The organism is Cupriavidus basilensis (genome assembly GCF_000832305.1).
GTDB classification, from domain to species: domain Bacteria; phylum Pseudomonadota; class Gammaproteobacteria; order Burkholderiales; family Burkholderiaceae; genus Cupriavidus; species Cupriavidus basilensis_F.
The window spans coordinates 1,535,018-1,551,796 of sequence record NZ_CP010537.1 but is presented as its reverse complement, the minus strand read 5'-3'; the positions used below and the strand labels follow the sequence as shown (position 1 = coordinate 1,551,796).

16 protein-coding genes and 2 pseudogenes are annotated in these 16,779 nt (G+C 56.7%); 3 read left to right on the top strand and 15 right to left on the bottom strand.

All coding sequences use genetic code 11. The features are described from left to right. Positions 1-12 precede the first annotated feature (12 nt). On the bottom strand, positions 13-705 hold the full coding sequence (locus RR42_RS27570; RefSeq protein ID WP_043354669.1) for an LrgB family protein: 693 nt from the start codon (positions 703-705) through the stop codon (positions 13-15). Then, on the bottom strand, positions 698-1,126 hold the full coding sequence (locus RR42_RS27565; protein WP_043354666.1) for a CidA/LrgA family protein: 429 nt from the start codon (positions 1,124-1,126) through the stop codon (positions 698-700). Before RR42_RS27565 ends, RR42_RS27570 begins: the two co-directional genes overlap by 8 nt. A gap of 229 nt (positions 1,127-1,355) precedes the next feature. Here RR42_RS27565 and RR42_RS27560 point away from each other — a divergent pair, with 229 nt between their 5' ends. The 3 genes and pseudogenes from RR42_RS27560 to RR42_RS27550 all read left to right on the top strand — a co-directional run bounded on the left by RR42_RS27560 (position 1,356) and on the right by RR42_RS27550 (position 3,773). Continuing rightward, positions 1,356-2,252: a LysR family transcriptional regulator gene (locus RR42_RS27560; protein ID WP_043354663.1), complete on the top strand. Its 897-nt coding sequence runs from the start codon at positions 1,356-1,358 to the stop codon at positions 2,250-2,252. Positions 2,253-2,325: 73 nt separating this feature from the next. Continuing rightward, positions 2,326-2,837 (top strand): annotated as a pseudogene (locus RR42_RS27555) (GrpB family protein). Positions 2,838-3,593: 756 nt separating this feature from the next. Then, complete coding sequence (locus RR42_RS27550; protein ID WP_043354661.1) at positions 3,594-3,773, top strand: hypothetical protein; 180 nt, start codon at positions 3,594-3,596, stop codon at positions 3,771-3,773. A gap of 275 nt (positions 3,774-4,048) precedes the next feature. On the opposite strand, the gene RR42_RS27545 is transcribed toward RR42_RS27550, so the two are convergent. The 13 genes and pseudogenes from RR42_RS27545 to RR42_RS27505 form a co-directional block, all read right to left on the bottom strand. Continuing rightward, positions 4,049-4,321 (bottom strand): hypothetical protein, encoded by a 273-nt coding sequence (locus RR42_RS27545; RefSeq protein ID WP_201777390.1) that lies wholly within the window; start codon positions 4,319-4,321, stop codon positions 4,049-4,051. 186 nt (positions 4,322-4,507) lie between these two features. After that, complete coding sequence (locus tag RR42_RS40025) at positions 4,508-4,957, bottom strand: hypothetical protein (RefSeq protein WP_144409977.1); 450 nt, start codon at positions 4,955-4,957, stop codon at positions 4,508-4,510. Positions 4,958-5,519: 562 nt separating this feature from the next. Next, positions 5,520-6,923, bottom strand: coding sequence for a hypothetical protein (locus RR42_RS27540; protein ID WP_043354659.1), 1,404 nt, complete (start codon positions 6,921-6,923; stop codon positions 5,520-5,522). 127 nt (positions 6,924-7,050) lie between these two features. Continuing rightward, positions 7,051-7,428, bottom strand: a complete 378-nt coding sequence (locus RR42_RS40020; protein WP_144409976.1) for a hypothetical protein — start codon at positions 7,426-7,428, stop codon at positions 7,051-7,053. 209 nt (positions 7,429-7,637) lie between these two features. Further along, on the bottom strand, positions 7,638-9,392 hold the full coding sequence (locus tag RR42_RS27535; protein ID WP_052495012.1) for a ShlB/FhaC/HecB family hemolysin secretion/activation protein: 1,755 nt from the start codon (positions 9,390-9,392) through the stop codon (positions 7,638-7,640). Between the two features lie 89 nt (positions 9,393-9,481). Then, complete coding sequence (locus RR42_RS27530; protein ID WP_144409975.1) at positions 9,482-9,994, bottom strand: hypothetical protein; 513 nt, start codon at positions 9,992-9,994, stop codon at positions 9,482-9,484. Positions 9,995-10,130: 136 nt separating this feature from the next. Next, entirely contained in the window at positions 10,131-10,748 is a 618-nt protein-coding gene (locus tag RR42_RS27525) for a hypothetical protein (RefSeq protein WP_236702207.1), read from the bottom strand. Between the two features lie 970 nt (positions 10,749-11,718). Next, positions 11,719-12,348 carry a hypothetical protein gene (locus RR42_RS27520; RefSeq protein ID WP_052495011.1) on the bottom strand — a complete coding sequence of 210 codons (630 nt, stop codon included), beginning with the start codon at positions 12,346-12,348 and terminating at the stop codon, positions 11,719-11,721. 449 nt (positions 12,349-12,797) lie between these two features. Beyond that, positions 12,798-13,115 carry a hypothetical protein gene (locus RR42_RS38910; RefSeq protein ID WP_082055126.1) on the bottom strand — a complete coding sequence of 106 codons (318 nt, stop codon included), beginning with the start codon at positions 13,113-13,115 and terminating at the stop codon, positions 12,798-12,800. Positions 13,116-13,349: 234 nt separating this feature from the next. Beyond that, positions 13,350-13,613 (bottom strand): annotated as a pseudogene (locus RR42_RS40015) (transposase); the annotation flags it as partial. A gap of 106 nt (positions 13,614-13,719) precedes the next feature. Next, entirely contained in the window at positions 13,720-14,172 is a 453-nt protein-coding gene (locus tag RR42_RS40010; protein WP_144409974.1) for a hypothetical protein, read from the bottom strand. 113 nt (positions 14,173-14,285) lie between these two features. Beyond that, on the bottom strand, positions 14,286-14,567 hold the full coding sequence (locus tag RR42_RS40005; protein ID WP_144409973.1) for a hypothetical protein: 282 nt from the start codon (positions 14,565-14,567) through the stop codon (positions 14,286-14,288). Between the two features lie 460 nt (positions 14,568-15,027). Then, on the bottom strand, positions 15,028-16,767 hold the full coding sequence (locus tag RR42_RS27505; protein ID WP_043354651.1) for a VENN motif pre-toxin domain-containing protein: 1,740 nt from the start codon (positions 16,765-16,767) through the stop codon (positions 15,028-15,030). Between the last annotated feature and the right edge of the window lie 12 nt (positions 16,768-16,779).

The window sequence follows — 16,779 nt, the reverse complement described above, 5'->3', positions numbered from 1 at the left end:
ACGCAAGCCCGCTTAAAAGAATACGCTGCGGATCAGCGGCGCGGCCAGCACGCTGACCAGCCCCGCGATCATCATCACCAGCGATGCCACTACACCCTGCACTTCACCCAGTTGCCTCGCCTTGGCCGTGCCGGCCCCATGCGCAGCGGCGCCGAAGATCGCGCCTTGCGCCAGCCGGCTGCGCACCGAGGGCAAGCAAGCCAGCACGATCTCGCCAATCGCCATGCCCGTCAGCCCGGTCATGACCACAAAGATCGCGGCAAGATCCGGCGGCCCGCCCAGCGCGCGCACCGCATCCACAGCAAATGGCGTGGTCACCGAGCGCACCGCCAGCCCCTTTTGCAGCATCACCGGCAAGCCAAAGCCGCGCGCCAGCCAGACCGAGGTGAACACCGACGTCACCACCGCGGCCAGCACCCCAACCGAAATCGACAGCCAATGCTGGCGCACCAGCGCACGGTGATCGTAGATCGGCAACGCGAAGGCGATGGTGGCCGGGCCAAGCAGCCACATCAGCCAGCGCGTGTCGGCGATATAGTCGCGATACGGCACGTGCGCCGCCAGCACCAACGCGATCAGCACCACCGGCGTGGCCAGCAGCGGCGTCAGCCACAGCCGCGCACGGCGCGCATAGAGGCGCTTGTTGAAGTAATAGAGGGCAACGGTAGCCACCAGGCTCAGCGCCGCCAGCACGGTGTCATGCATGGTGCTGCTGCCGGTTGTGCGTGGCACGGCGCGCCAGCCTGCGTTCGAGACGAACCACCTGCTCCACCACCAGCGCCGTCACCACCATCACCGCGAGCGTGCTCAAGACAATCACCGCGCAGATCCGCCAGCCCTGATGCCGGACCAGTTCCGGATACTGCACCACCGCCAGCACCGCCGGGATGAAGAACAACAACATCTCGCCCAGCAGCCAGTTGGCCCCGCGACGCACCCAGCCACCGCGCACCGCCCCGCTGAACAGCAGCGCGGCCAGCGCCAGGAGCCCAAGCAAACCGGCCGGCAATGGCAACCCCAGCCGCGCGCGCAGCCAGTCCGCCAGCAGCCACAGGGCCGACAGCGCCACCACCTGGGTCAGCGCGATGGCGCCGGTGCGCAGGCGCGCACCGGGCGGCTGCGGCAAGGCCGCGCAGGTGGGGGTGCAAGTGGATGAAGTGACAGTGACAGTAACAGTAGCAGCGCGTGGCATCGGAACATTCAAGCGATGAAGCTATGGCGCCACGCAAGGCGTGGCAGTGACGCTAGTGTACGAAGCGCACTTCGATATATAAAATGAATATAAATTATTGGTTCGATGCCATATTGGAATGGCAAGCCGTGATCACCCACGCACGCCACATCCGAGGAGCCCCATGGATATCCGCGCCCTGCGCTATTTCGTTGAAGTCGTCCGCCAGAACGGATTCACCCGCGCCGCCGAAACCCTGCATGTGACCCAGCCGACCATCAGCAAGATGGTCAAGAGCCTGGAAGACGAACTCGGCGGCCCACTGCTGCTGCGCGAAGGCCGCACGGTGCAGCTCACCGACGCCGGCGAGGTCGTCTTCGCCCGCAGCCAGGCCGTGCTGGCCGAAGTGGCACGCCTGCGCCAGGAAGTCGCCGAGGTAGACGGCATGGCGCGCGGCGAGCTCAAGGTCGGCATCCCGCCCATGGCCGGCCGCTATCTCGCCCCGGTGATCGGCGCCTATCGCCGCCAGTACCCCGGCGTCAAGCTGCGGCTAAGCGAGCAAGGCGGCCGCGCACTGGAAGAAGGCGTGGCCACCGGCCAGCTCGACCTTGGCGTCACGGTGCTGCCCGCCGCCGTAGCCGGGCTGGCCAGCCTCACCGTGACCCGCCAGGCACTGGTCGCCGTATTTCCCACCGAGCGCGCACCACGCCGTGCCGGCGCGGTCCGGCTAACCGACCTCGCCACCCTGCCCTTCGTCATGTACGAGGACGACTTCGTGCTGTATCGCGTCATCCTGGACGCCTGTGAAGCCGCCGGCTTTGCGCCGCAGATTGCCGGGCAGAGCCGGCACTGGGACTTTATCGGCGAACTGGTCGCCGCCGATGTGGGCGTGGCGATCCTGCCTGCGCCAATTGCCGGGCAGCTGGACCCCGGGCGGGTAACGATCCGGCCTCTGGTTGCGCCCGAGTTGGTGTGGGAGCTGGGGCTGGTCTGGCGGGAGGGGTATTTGTCGCGGGCGGCACGCGCCTGGCTGGTTTGTTGTGAGGAGGCGTTTGGGGCGGGGCGGAAGGATGCGGTATGAGCTGATGCGTGGGGGCTAGCAGCGCCTGGCCGATGGCGCACAAAGGAAACAAAGGGAAACACAGGCAAACACAATGAAGCTCACCAGCAAGATCTCCCACTATGACAGCAGATGGCCTGCTCTTTTCGTCACCGAGAAAGCACGCATCGCGAAGGGCCTTGGCACCGAACTTGTCGGCATTCATCACGTCGGAAGCACCGCCGTCCCCGGACTCGCGGCCAAGCCGGAGATCGACATCCTGGTTGAGGTCTCAGCGCATCGCAACGAGCCAGCCCGAGACAGCTTCATGAGCGCACTGGGTTACGTTCGGGGAAGCGATCTTTCAGCCGGGCACCATTTCTATCGTCGCGATGTGGATGGGGTGCGAACGCACAAGGTGCATGTATGCATCCGTGGCCACGGGCAGATTGAAGAATGCTCCGATTTCGCGTTCTTCTGAGGAGCGATCCCGTTATTCGACAGCAGTATGAGGATTTGAAGTTCGAGCTCGAAACAAGCAATCGCGGTGGCATCGCCGAGTACCTTGCGAAGAAGGCCCCCTTTATTGATGCCTTGATGGGATCGCGTCCGCGTTCAGCAGAGTGATGGTGGCGCAGGCGCCGTTCTGCCGGCCCGGACTTCGACCGCTCATGTGGCGGCTGATCGAGAATGGCAGCACTCGGCAGCTCGATCGTGGAGGGCCGAGACCGGATCCTTGCCAGCTTCCGTCCAAAAGCTTGCCGCCGATTGTTCCATGAAACAAGGATGCCAGTCCTTGGCAACGCGATGAAGCCTGCCGCCGTCGGAACTGCCTCATCCGGAATTGGTAAGATTGCGGCCTGTCAACCAAAGCAGAATCTCAACCCGTGATATTCGACAAGCGGCCGGAATTTCGGCGTCCGGTAGTGCGCCCCTATCGGACCACCAGTTGGCGTGGAATTGCTGACACAGTATGCAACGTGCTTGTCAAAGGTTTGAAGGTCGTCGGCATTCTCGCCTGCCTGGTCGTGACTCTGGCCTCTGGCGGGAGCGATCTTCCAAGTGCACGCACGGTATGGCGCGGCGCCGTCCTTGCGATCGTAGTGGCCCTGCTCTTGTGGGCGGCCTACTACATAGGCCTGCTGCACTAGCTGTTTGGATGCCCCCCTTGCCCGGTTACAGTTACATAGCTCAGGGGCTCGCTCGCGCATCCCTTCGGCCCGCACGACAACGCCTCGCCCCTCCCCTGCGTACGGCATCGCACAGACTCCCGCTACAGCGCCACGTAACATGCCTCCTCGGCCCCCCGCCCATCAGCCGGCAGAGAAGTTGCACCGCCGATTCTGCCAACGCTGATGTTTGCCATTGCCATCAGGAGTAGCCATGACGAAAGAAGCTGAGAAGAAGCTGTGGGCAGAGTTCGACGATATCGCATCCAAGAGCGAGAATGAAGACGTTCAATCCATAGTCAGGGCCATCAAGCTGCATGCGGAAGTGATGAGCCTTCGACTCGGCGCTCTTGAGGCAATCGCAAATATCTCGGCCAAGCATCCAACAAAGTGACGTGGCCCGGTGCGATCGCCTCGTGCCTGGCACGGCAGGCCCTTGCACTGTGCCATCGACACCTGCATCCCTGGGCTTGCACAAAAAACGCATGCATATCATGCGAACGCCAACCCCGTGCAAGAGAGGCTGACTGAACAATTACGCAGGGGAACACGATAGCCACACGCACCCGAAGCTTCACCGCAGGGTTGTCTGTGTCCATCCTGCTCAGCGGCTGCGTGACTGCAGATGGAGCACATCCCCTCGAAACCACCCCACATCCCACCCACCGATCATCGGTTGATCTCGGTATTGCAGATCACCTTGATGCCTTCATGTAGATCGGCAGTCACAGTGATAGCTTTATAGCTAGTCCAGGCACCCCCGCCAACACCGAGAATGTGGGTGATTTGCAGCCGGAGCACCTGCGCACCGTTGGCATCGCCCGTGGACGCGACCGTGCCGTCGCCGGCCTTGCTCCGCTTGCGCCATACATCGCCGACGCGGGTCGTCAGCGTATTCTCGATCTGGCAACAGCGCCCCATCCTTTGCCATGCGCCGCCCATCCCGCCGAAGCCGAATCAGCGGACGACAAAATCAGCTTGCGGCACATCCGGCATGTTGTCGTAGGCGCTTAGTATAGTTTGCAATGGCGTCAAACTACTTTCACCATGTATTGACCAACCATCATCCCCGCAGCGAGAGCAACCCCCCAAGATTCAGACGTTCGCTTTTGTCACGATCTCTTCTTTCTATTTTTTAAAATTAGTATCCAAAAAAATCAAATCGTTAGCTCCGTCATACTCAGCAAAATGTGAATATTCAGGAAAAAATTCGCTGCCTATAATATTCAATCCGAATATATATCTTCGACCCGGAGCCTTCCAGAATGCTTGATCTACGTTAGAAATCGAAAATTTAGTTTCGCAGGCGATGCAAGGCTCTCCAAATGAAAACCAAAAAACGACGTGCGAATCTTTACAAATATTTGTCTTTGATAACCATTCACACAAAAATTCGCCAGAAGATGACGGCAACTCCTTTCGCAACCCATCGATTCGCGTCCAATCCAGCCCATTTCCATTGGCGCTCCAGGGAAGCCCTTCTACAAATCTCCCAAACCGATCACCAATTTTAATTGGAATTTCAATCGCACTACCCATACTCAACCACTCTTGTATATGACCATCAGATATATACATGGCTATTTATTTGGAAAATATTGAATCAATTTCAGATACTGTCGCCAATTTCGCACCCTCAATCTTATTAGCTCCGAATACCCAGTCACTCCGCTTCGCGCTCTCCCGGTTCGGCCCCACCAATTAACATGAGACCGCCCAGAAGGCCGTGCATGGCCACCTCGGTCGCCGTGGGCTGGCCCTTGAGAAGGTCTCCTGCCTTGTCATAAACCATCGGCGCCAACTGCTGCATCAGTTCGGCCCGACCTTGCTCTCCTCCTGCTGCTCCTTTACCTTCTTCGCATCACATTGTTTTCCTGCCTTAGTTACATCATTTGCCGCCGTGACTGCCTTGGAACCAGCACCAAATAGCAAGAGCGTCTGTGTTGTCACATTCGGAAATAAACGATACCTCCTCGATCACGGCATCGGAGTCGATGCACTCTGAAACCTGAGATGACAAGTAGGGCTTTCTCGACGGAAGTATTCTCGTGCCCGCGTAGATGATGTGGATAAACGCCGACGCCATGGATAGTCGACACTCGATGTGCACTACATCTGTTCTTGGACGCAAGCGATCGTCTCAAGCCGCGACGCCCACTTCAAGCAAGCGCCGGGCAAGCAATGCCTGCGAGCTGTTAGTGAGATCGCACAGCAACTTCATCATGCCCGGCTGCGCCAACACTTCCATATGCGCAGGGCTCGGCCGCGTCCAGCTGCTCCCTTCCGTAGCAAGCCAACTGTCAATAGCCCAAGCCAGATCCTCACGAGTTCGTTCATCCGCCTCGCCTAGCTGCGCCACAAAGGCGATGCAAACCAGATAGTCCCATTTCTCTCGCCTCGCGATCCTCAGTGCCGTGATGTGATCCCCGTATTTCCCGAGCATGCCGCGTAGCTGGGCGAGCGAGACAAAGGCACCCTGCCTTACGCATAGAAGAGCGGCAGTTCTGCGAACCCGGCGAGATGGGTCTTGCATGGCGCGAGCAGCGATATCGTCTTTGGTGGACGGCGCGAGCTTCGCCATGAGAATCAGGGCCTGCGCGCGCACCTCCACGTGCGCCGATTTTGTGTGCTGCCCAATGACTGGCAACGCCTCTTTGCCTTGCAGCTCCCCGAGTAGAGACAACACCGCTCTGATCTGTCCGGGTCTCAGGCGTCCCGAATCCAGGCTGTCGACGCAATGACGCAAGACATCAAAGCCGCGCTGCATCAGCCATCGCGCCGTGCTATAGCGCAGGCTGCCCTGGGGATCAAGGAGCGCGCGCTTAGCGAAGTCCATGGCAGCAGGATCGTCTTGCTCAAGGACGGACCGCAGGGCGGCGCGGCGCACAGGCCCAAAAGTAGATGTCATTGCCAGTTCAAGGCAACGCTGCCGCTCCGCGCGCGGAACCTTGTCGATCAGATTTGCTGCCTGACGGGCAAGAACAATATCGCCGGATGCCAAGCCGAGCCTAACAAGGTCGACGATAGACTGGAGTCCATGATCGAAGCAAACGGAAAAAGCGGCGCGGCGCAGCCTCATATCCGTGCTGGACAGTGCGCCGGAGATAGCTGCGCTGCCGCCTGCCTGGACAAGCTGCTGTTCGAACTTGGCAAGCCAGGGTCCATGGTCGGTACGCATTGCCTGGGTCAGGCTCCGGAGCTTCGGTAGCAGTGGCGCGAAGAGTTCAGCCGGCGTCGTCGCAAGCAGTGTAAGCAGCCCATCGCCGGCGACCTTGCGAACCTGGGGCACCCAGTCGTTCAGGCGGTCTGCGATGGGCGCAAGGAATCGCGGGTCGCCGATTTCCATGCACCGGGCAATACCCGCCTCCCTTACGTAGCCGGAATAGTGGCAGATCGCCTCCGCCAGCAGTTCGCGATCATCTGTGGTCGCGATCCGCGCAAGCGCGGCCCGAAGAGGAACCGGATTGCTCTTGGGGAAGTAGATTGTCTCGTGCGGCGCGTCCCCCGGAGGCCGTAGGCTGAAAATCTTTGGGATCAGACTCATTTCCGTTCAATCGTAGGTTTGAATTGGTTGACGAGGGCCTGTGACGTGGCAGGCGACCGCGTTGACGTCAATAGCCCGGCGGTGGATAGCTGCTGTCTAACTCGCCTTAGGCCCATGAATCCCGGTATCAAGGGCCATCGGGGAAAATTCCCGGTATCACCGTAAACAAGCCAAGAACGGAATCGCCGGGCCCATTCATCAGGTTTTTTCTAACCTTGTTGAACGGAAACGTGGCGCCTCCCTTCGGAAACGAGATATACCAACTCGCCCCGTCCTCTTCTTGTTTCCACTCACCGCCATAGGCATGACGAAGACACTCACCGAAAAATGAGCCTAATGTCTGCACCAGTTGTTCCTTCAACTCATCGGAAGCTTTCTCATGCTGGCCATTGACGAAACCGTCTAGCCATTCGACGCCACCCTTGTCGTATCCTACATCGACACCCAATTGACTACGCGCAGCAGTTCGTACTAGTTCGGCGTTGTGGTGAATTGCTTCTATCATTGAAAAATTCCCTGCCTCACATCTCTGTTTTCTACAAGGAAGAGGCCCTGTAGATTCCCCCGGCGGTGACTGCGGACGAGACCAGCATCAAAAAATGCCATAACGAGAAAACGAACGTTCATCAAAATAATCGGAATTATTCCGGACAAGTTTCTGTAGCTTGCTAGTTCCAATCCGAGATTGAACCGGTACCTCTGCCGATCGATCCATCAATACTGAAACACCAACTGCAACCCTGCCGTCATCCCCGCCGTATGAAACGCCGCCGGCTTATAAACCGGCATACCCAAGAACAAGTCATACGACACCGCCCCCAGCTTCGACCCGAGCCCGCCTTTCAGCCCGATCACCGCACCCGCCAGCTGCGTACCCACCAGCCCTTCGGTCGACGGCCCGAACACACGCCCATAGTCCAGCCCCGCGTACAGCGCCTGCCCGCTCCCGCCCAGCGGCGCCTGTAGCTCATTGCGCCAGTAGAAACCGCGCTCCCCCGCCAGCAGGCTTTCGCCATCGAAGCCGCGCACCGTGTACCGGCTGCCGATGGTCAGCGCATCGATATAGAACAGCCGGTCATTGGTGAACTGCCCGCGCACGGTAGTGACATAGCGCAGCGATTGCGCCGCCAGCTTGAACGGCACCGACAAGTTCGCATCCAGCACGGCCATGCGGTAACGCCAGGTGGGGCCACCAAGCCCGGCCAGCGTATCGGCCTGCGCGCCAAGGCCGGCCACACCCTGGCGGTAGGCCAGGCTGCCATCGAACTGGGCGGCGCCGAAGTAGTGGCGATCGGTGATGCCCACCTCCACCACCGTGTTGTTGCGCCGCTGCTGCTCGATCTCCGTATCCTCGATAAAGCTCTTGCCAAAGCGCTTGGACAGCCGGAACTGCAGGCCGAGCACATCGTTCTGGCTGCGGCTGAGCACCCGCTGCAGCTTGAAATCCACCGTTTGCGAATTGCCGCTGGAGACAAAGGTCTGGTTGACGCCGGCAATCTGCTGGTAATAGGTGCTGGAATACGCCGACACCGTGCCCGTCCAGTAACCCCACGGCACCGAGTAGAAACCGTTCCAGCCATGCGTGCCGTGGCGCCGGTCGCCAAAGGCCAGATCCTGGCTGTAGCCCACGTTGAACAGGTCGTTCAGGCCCAGCGGGTTGTCAACGCCCACGCTCAGGTTGCCCTGCAGCTTGCCGGTGGAGCGCGTGCCCGAGTTGTCCATCGACGCCACCACCGTCCACGGCTTGGTCCGCCTGACCGCGATCACCACGTCGCTCTGGCCCGGCACGCTGGTGGGCACAACCTGCATGTCCACATCCTGGCTGGTCACGCGCTTCATCTGCTCCAGCCCTTGCTCCAGGTCCCGCAGGTTCAGCAGATCGCCGGGGCGCGCGGGAAACGCGCTCCTCCACGTGCCCCGGAGATCCGGCTCGGCAAAGCGCAATTGCCCGATCACGCCGGGGATCAACGCCATGCGCAGCGTGCCGGTGCTCAGGTCCTGCTCGGGCAGCAACACGCGCGTGGTCACGTAACCCTGGCCAAGGATGACATGCGACACCCCCTTGGCCAGCATGTCCACGCCCTGCTTGCCGATGCAAGCCCCCTGGTAGTGATCCAGCCACGCACGGGCAAAGGCGAACGGATCCTGCGGCAAGGCGGACGCGCCGCGCGCATGCAGCGCGGGCGGCAGCTCCGCCGGGACTTCTAGCACAAAGCGCTCAATGCGAAAGCACGGCTGCTCAACCGGCAACGCGGGAAACCCCTCCGCCGACGGCTGCGCTGCCCGCACGCCCGGCGCCTGGACCGCCTGGGCGCGTTCGCGGGCTTCCTGCTGCTGGCGCACGCGCTGCTCCTGTTCCGCGCCGGAGAGGATGGCGGCCTGACCCGGATTGGCGGGAGGGACCTGGGCACGCAATGACGTGCTGGTGTAACCCGCACCACCCGCCACCGAAAGCATGGTGGCAATCATTCTTCTTCTGATCTGCATGAAAGCTTGTATGTGCGTGACCAAGCGTCACGGCATGTTTAGCATCCGCGCGCGGCTAACCGCCCACGCCATTAGTCGAAACCGATGCAGGTAAAACCCCGCTGGCGCGGCTCGACCCGCTTGATCTGCACCGGCTTGACATCCATCTCGTCCGTCTCATCGAACACCGCGATATGGCAGTAAGGCTTGTTCGCGCTCACCGCCTGCTTCCAGATGGAAACCTTCGCCGACTCCTCATCCGGCCCCGGCCTGCCATGCGCGACGTACTTGTGACCCGCCTCCGGCCTGAACCGCACCATATCGCGGCAGCGATGAATGCCTGATGCACCGTCAATCGCAATCACCAGCGGACGCGCGGCACGCACGCGGATGCTTTGCGCTGCGGACTGCGTGTTCAAGACGGCATCACCCTGGTAGCAGCCCTTCTGGTTCACTTGCGGAATGGTCATGCTGAAGCCGCCGGTTCCGTAAAGCTCGGCGGACGGATCGTCCGGACCGAGTGGGGGCGCGAGCGTGGAAACGGATGTGCAACCGGCCAGCAGGGCTGGCAGTGCGAGCATGGCGAGACGAGAGAATTGACCCATATGTTTACTTCTTTATATTTGCTTGCTGACAACGCCGGGAAATGCACGCCCGGATACGACGTCAGGCCAAGGGGTGGCGCTCCGCGTTACGCACAACGCCCACGACCCAGCCCGACAAGACAACAACCGCAGCGCGCTACTCCACGCTAGCCGGAGCAACCGCGGAAGCCGGCGCGGCTTCCGCCCCCACCTCGGCAGCCTCCTTAGGCGGCGCCTCCTCCTTGATCACATAGGACGGATCGGCAACCCAACGCCCCAGATCCTTCCCGATGGCCACGGCGGTACGGTCAAGGATGGAGCACGTCCCCTTGAAACCACCCCACATCCCACCCACCGACCACCGGTTGATCTTGGTATTGCGGATCACCTTGCCGCCTTCAAGTAGATCGGCAGTCACAGTGATAGCTTTAGGGCCAGTCCAGGCACCGCCGCCAACACCCAGGATGTGGGTGATTTGCAGCCGGAGCACCTGCGCACCGCTGGCATCGCCCGTGGACGCCACCGTGCCGTCGCCGGTCTTGTTCCGCTTGCGCAGTACATCGCCGACGCGGGTCGTCAGCATGTTCTCGATCTGGCATTCGGATTTGACCTGGTCGACTACGCTGGCGCCCGGCGCGTAGGTGACTGGGGTTTCCAGGAGGACCGGGCTGGCTGCGAAAGCGGTGGTGGTGGAAAGGCAAAGACCGATTAAGAGCAGATGTTTCATGATTTTGTTTTTATATAAAATAAAATTAATTAAAATTAAATTTTCCAACGGTTAAATAATGCCGGAATTCTCAACAACCCATGCTCCGGATAAATTTAAAATACGCTCGAATAACTCAAAATTCTAAAATTTCATTCAAAAACAGAATGAGTACGCACAAACTCCCGCACCAAACTGGTTTCGAACAATCCGTCGAAATCCACATTATCAAAAACCACTAAATAACCGCAATCACCCGGCTCAAAACAAGCACAATTAATAAAAAATCTACCACCTCGCTCACAGGGCTATTCGTGTGAGCGGTTTTCACAATATCGACTCGCTCGGCCTCAATCAGAATGTCATCGATGTAATCATGCACGGATTCCGCATCGCGTCCATAGATAAGGAAATTGATTATTTTCTATAAAAATCAACGGCCTACGATGAATGACTAGCGCCACTCAAACATAACTCAGCGCGGCCGCCGCAGCCCGGAAACCCTTGTATCAAGGGCCTCCGTGCAATGTGATCGGAAATTAGGCAAAGGATGTGTACGACGCAATGGCTTACAACCCCCTGCGCCCGAATTCCATCAGCTACTGGCTGGGATGTAGTCGAAGCAGGGGAGCGACTTCTGTATAAGGAGACGACCTCATCCCACATCACAGTTAATCCTCATTTTCCAATGCTATCGGCAAAAAAACTCTCGCTCTCTGCGAAATCTCAACCCATTGATCCAGCCCAATGCTTACGCTTCCGTCTACTCGGTATAGTGTAAATGCGATTTCCATTTTGTCTGTCACGGAAATCTCCATAAAAGGTTCCGCTGCCCCTTCTTGGTAGACACATAGATAGGGGTACGCACTGTTAATATCACCGACCTTCTCAAATATTAAGTCACTCATTTTACCGCCCCCCTCAACGCAATAATCAGGCGACTGAAACCATTCAGCCAGCGTTCTCGGTGCTTCAAAATGGATCAGCCGGACAAGTATCCGCTTCCTTCAAACAATGCAACAAGAAATTCGCCTTACATTTATTCCCCGGAAAATACCGAGCGAATATGCGAAACCAACCCCAAAAGATCAGAGTAAGCTACCGGCCCAAACTCCGGATAGTTCAGTGCCATATATTGGCCAACCACCATATCAGCATCGAGGGCGATTTTCCGAGATTCAGCCGTTCTTTTTGGATAGATAACCCAGTTTGTTGTTCCCGGAAACATATCTCGCGGGTGCCCTTCCATGACCCACTCAATTTCTCCGCTGTATGTTTCTACCGCGAATCTAAGTTTATGAATTACTTCCGGATCTTCATTCTCAAATCGAAAGCTAGTATAAGGTGGCATTGCCGACCTATCTTCCATTTTCGGTTGCTGACCTCTAAATTGAATTTCTGGATATCTGGATTCAAATTTTTTCCAAGCGAGTTGATCCATTTTTTCAATAAAGTCAAGCAACTCTCGCCCTTGCGCTGTATCTTCGGATCCCATTACTTCCGCCCCCTGCTCGTCCTTCAGTTTCTGCACATCGAGTATCTTGCCGATAGCCTGGTTGGCGCTGGCCGTGTCTCGGTTCAGGCTGGCGAGCGTTTGTTCTGCGGTCTGGCCGGTTTTCGCGATCTGGCCACCGCCATCCGCGCCATTGGCGATCGCGCTCTTGGTCACGTATTTGACTCCTCCATCGTCAGCCTTGTTGATTATGGCTTCCTTAAATTCGCCTTAATCACGGCTTCCTACTCCGCACTCAGTCGTTCGTCACCGAACAACTCCGCAAGCTCTCTACTACCATTCTTAGGGAGAAGCTCTGACAGCTCCAAGTACGCCTCATGCTCAAGCAGCCCCCACTCGAGAAGCCCCGCCAGGTAGTCGTGCCGAGTTAGCACTACCTCCTTAGTAGGACCACGCCAACTCAATTGACGTTCGATCCCGCTGCGCTGTTCGTCCTTTGCCGGACAGCCATTAATCATTGATTTTATTTCGACATCCTCGGTACATATACCGTCCCCTTAGAAGATTTTATTCTGTCAGCCATCAACGACGAGGATATCTCGGAATTTATCTGTCATCACCGTATTTATGGACAGCATATCTACGCATTTTAACTTGGAATATTTCTAGTCAAACAATTCATGCCTTAGCAAATCAAATTCCGTACCTAACGACAACTTTATTTCGTCAGAACGTAGCGTCATGTCCACATAAAGCAAAAGCGGATAGCCAGAGAACATTTGCTCAACAGATTCCCCATCACAAGGATCAATATTTCCTTTCAAAATAAAGCATTCTGAATCCTTTTCGCCGAACTTATAATAGACCCCTCCTTGATACGAGCTATCGCTCTCCTCAAAAGAAAAGTTTAACTTCCCCTCGATTTTTAATTTAGCCTCTAAGATAGATACACCCTTGAAACCATACAAATCATAAGCAGCCATTTCAATCACTTATGGAAATAATACTTGGGGCTCGACTTATGCCGATGGCGTCGAACCATAAATCACGAAATTAACATCTCGACCGACTTACATACTTAGGGAAGTGCTGATCAATGAGGTTCGCGATTGATGTTGCACAAGCCAATGACCTCGGTTTTCGCAATACTGGAGAGATCGGTCGATTCGAGCCGGTTTTTCTCCCGTATTACGCCTTTCCTGGCTCGCTTTGCACACTCAGGATGGACTGCTCCCCTGCGGCGCCAACAACTGCTTTTTGGCCGGCACCAGATTCGCCAGTCCAAACAGGCCGAACAACTGCGCTGTGTTCTTGACGAGGCGCTAGTAGCGAACCTTTCGATTGCCAAACAGATTCTTGATGACGTGGAACGGATGCTCGACCCGAGCCCGAATCCGGGCCTTGGCTCGCTCAATGGCAATCAGCAATTCTTTCACCACGCCGTAACGCATCGCCTTGATCTTGCCGCACCAGACGGCTACCATCTTTTCTTATTTAACAATATACTCGGCCATCCATAAAATATTCGGATGCCTCCAACACCTGACTAAGAGCGCACGGCCAACGTTAACGAGACTCACGCAGCTATTATTTCGAAAACACTGATTTCAAGTGCTCGGCCAAACCACGTAGATCCGCATAAGCCAACGGCCCGAAGTCAGGATAGTGTTCCTCTACATATTGCTCGGGTGTAGTACCTACCTCTCGCGCCATTTCGGATACATCTATAATTAGTTTTGGGCAAATCATCCAATTTGTTTTGCCCGGAAAAAAATCCCGGGAATGACCAATAATTACCCACTTGACATTACCCTCAAATGTGTCGATACCAGTTCTGATTTTTGATATTATCTCAGAATCCTCAACCACGAATCTAAAACTGGTAAAAGGTGGAACTTTCGATCTATCCTCGCTTATCGGATCTTGTCCTTTAAACTTAAAGGTTGGATATCTAGACTCGAATCTTTGCCAAGCGAGCGGCCCGAGTTGCTCGATAAATACAAGCAACTCTCTACCTTGATTTGCATCTTCGAATTTCATTAATTCCACCCCTGCTCGCCCCTCACCTTCTGCGCATCTAATATCTTTCCAATAACCTGTTTGGCCTTTTTTTTATCCACCTATGATTGTCTGGGTGTAACCGCCGCTTATGGCTATCGGCTCTTGCGCATAGACTGTTCTATTTCGCGCTCAAGTTCTGGTGTAATCGGCTCGTCCATCGATAACTCCACCAGTTCCTTACAACCAATTTTTGGAAGAAGTACGCAAAGCCGATCGAATACGACTACTTCAATCATCCCCCATTCCAATAAACCAGATAGATAACCATGCCAGATCAGTGCAACTATCTCAGTTTCTCCACACCATCCAAGTTGACGTTCTATCCTTTGGCGCAACTCAATTTCCGTCGGATACCCATTAATCATGGCTGTCATTTTGGCAACCTCAGAACGCACATTGTTCCCTGAGAAGTAATCTTGACAACGGATCGGAATCCGGGATGTACATTATCTGGACATAGACTCATCCACTGCACCTATGATCTTCTTTGCCAAGCGGCTCCGCCTGGACAGCTAGGGGAAAAGAACCAAAGACCCCCATCCATCTCGCCATCGGTCTTAGGAAATGCCTCAAGGAATCTTTGGATTTGATCGCTTATTTCGCCGTCGATTGAAGATTGAGTCCCCAACCTTATCAAGACAATGCGCCCCTCCCTCAATAGGCGCTCCAATACCCACAGAAATGCGTCCCGTCGATCCTCAAATGTGCTGATATCAAGGGGCAAGAATGGGCTACCAAATGGCTTCGAGAAATAGTCCCATATGGCGTCGAGCTCCATGTCCTCGCATCCATCAGCAATAAAGTCGTACTGCGCATCCGACAGCATGAATCCTCCTACTTGAATTTGATTTCGATACGTGGCCGAGGAACAACCGCCTGGATCGATGGATTATTGATGACGTCCACAGTCCACCTAGCCTGATTTCCACTTGTACCGACCGTTGAGCTTGAAACAGATCTTAAGTTGATCGTCGTGCCGTCAGCCAGCGTCGTCGTCCAAACCTGAGGCGGGTTACCCTTCGGGCTCAATGGCACCCCCCCAGTCAGGTGATCAACGAATGCGCGCGCTTGGGACTCAAGTTGCGTATTCGGCAAACGGCTAGTGTCAAATACCTTCGTAGTACCAGCCTTGTTGCTATCCGCAGTTGCAGTGTATCTTTGGCCGTTCAGCGAAATCTCGTTCACAGGGCTGTTCTTGTCAAAAAGATCTGCGACGCCGCTCATGCGGCCTTGTTGCCCGCCGCCGGCTGACGTGCCACCAGAATTAGCCGGCTTACGGCCCGCGGTCGCACCGGCAATCGCACCTCCTCCGGTACCGAAGGAGGCACCGGACACCATCGTAATGTCTAGTGCGTCGACTAGAGTACCCTTAGTAACGGCGTTCTCTAGAGCAATCTGTACTTGCTCTGCACGTCTCAACGCTGAGAACTCATCCGTTTTGTTCTGCGAACCTAGATTTGTCAGATAACTCTCGCAAGACGACACGCCGCCGCACAAGAAGACTGCGTCATTCCGGTCAAAGCTGCCACCACGCCGCGCCTCCAGGCTGACGTCCTTGCAGAGCGTCGGGTCACTACAACTTTGCGCGTCGGCATGCTGTTGCTGGTCGACGTTCTGGTACTTGCTAACGGTTCGGGTAACGCAAGTGGCTTCGCCTTGGCATTTCAGGAGTTCCTTAGCCAGGGCATCCTTCTGCTCATGATTCAGGTAGTTATTCTCCGTCGCCACCTTCCCAATATTCGCACCCGCAGCAACATCAGCAACCGACCCACCTGCCGCGCCACCCGCCACACCGCCAACAACCAGCCCAGCCAACTGCACCAACGCCTTACGATCGCTCTCGCTCAAGCCCGGCTGATCGAGGAGCGCCTTACCAAAAGCCTCCATTGCCAGCGAGGCCGCCGCTCCACCTGCAGCCCCCGCAGCAAAGCTGCCGCCGGCGGCCTGGGCAAGCAGACCGCCCATCAAAGCATGGACAGCGGCTTTGGTGTCAGGAGAGGAGCCCACCAGCATGTCGCCGACCTTGCTATAAACCATCGGCGCCAACTGCTGCACCAGTTCGGCCCGGACCTTATTCTCCTCCTGCTGCTCCTTCACCTTCTTCGCATCAAAGATCTTATCGATCGCCTGGTTAGCGCCATCCGTATCCCGATTCAAGCTGGCAAGCGTTTCGTCCACCGGCTTGCCCGTCTTCTCCTTCTGCGCCTCGGCATTGGTGATGGTGACCGTGCCATTGGCAATGGCGCTCTTGGTAGTGCCGGCGGCATCGCCTTCGATTGCCTTTTGCGCACTCCCTGCCGCCGTGGCCGCGAGGGTGTTCACGCCGTTCTTCAGCAGGCTCTGACCACTGTCGAAACTGCCGGCAATCGTCGACGAACTACTGCTGTACTCCGCCTTGTTCTCAATATCGCTGGTAGTCAGCGTGCCGGTGGTGAGGCTGTTCTTGCCAGCGTCTGCCGTGCTGGCCAGCACCGCTCCCTTCAGGTCCGTGTTCTCCTTGACGCTGACCTGGAAGCCGCCATTGCCCGCATATTTCAGTGCAACCGATATCGCCGATCCGCGAATACCATCCAATCAGACGATTGG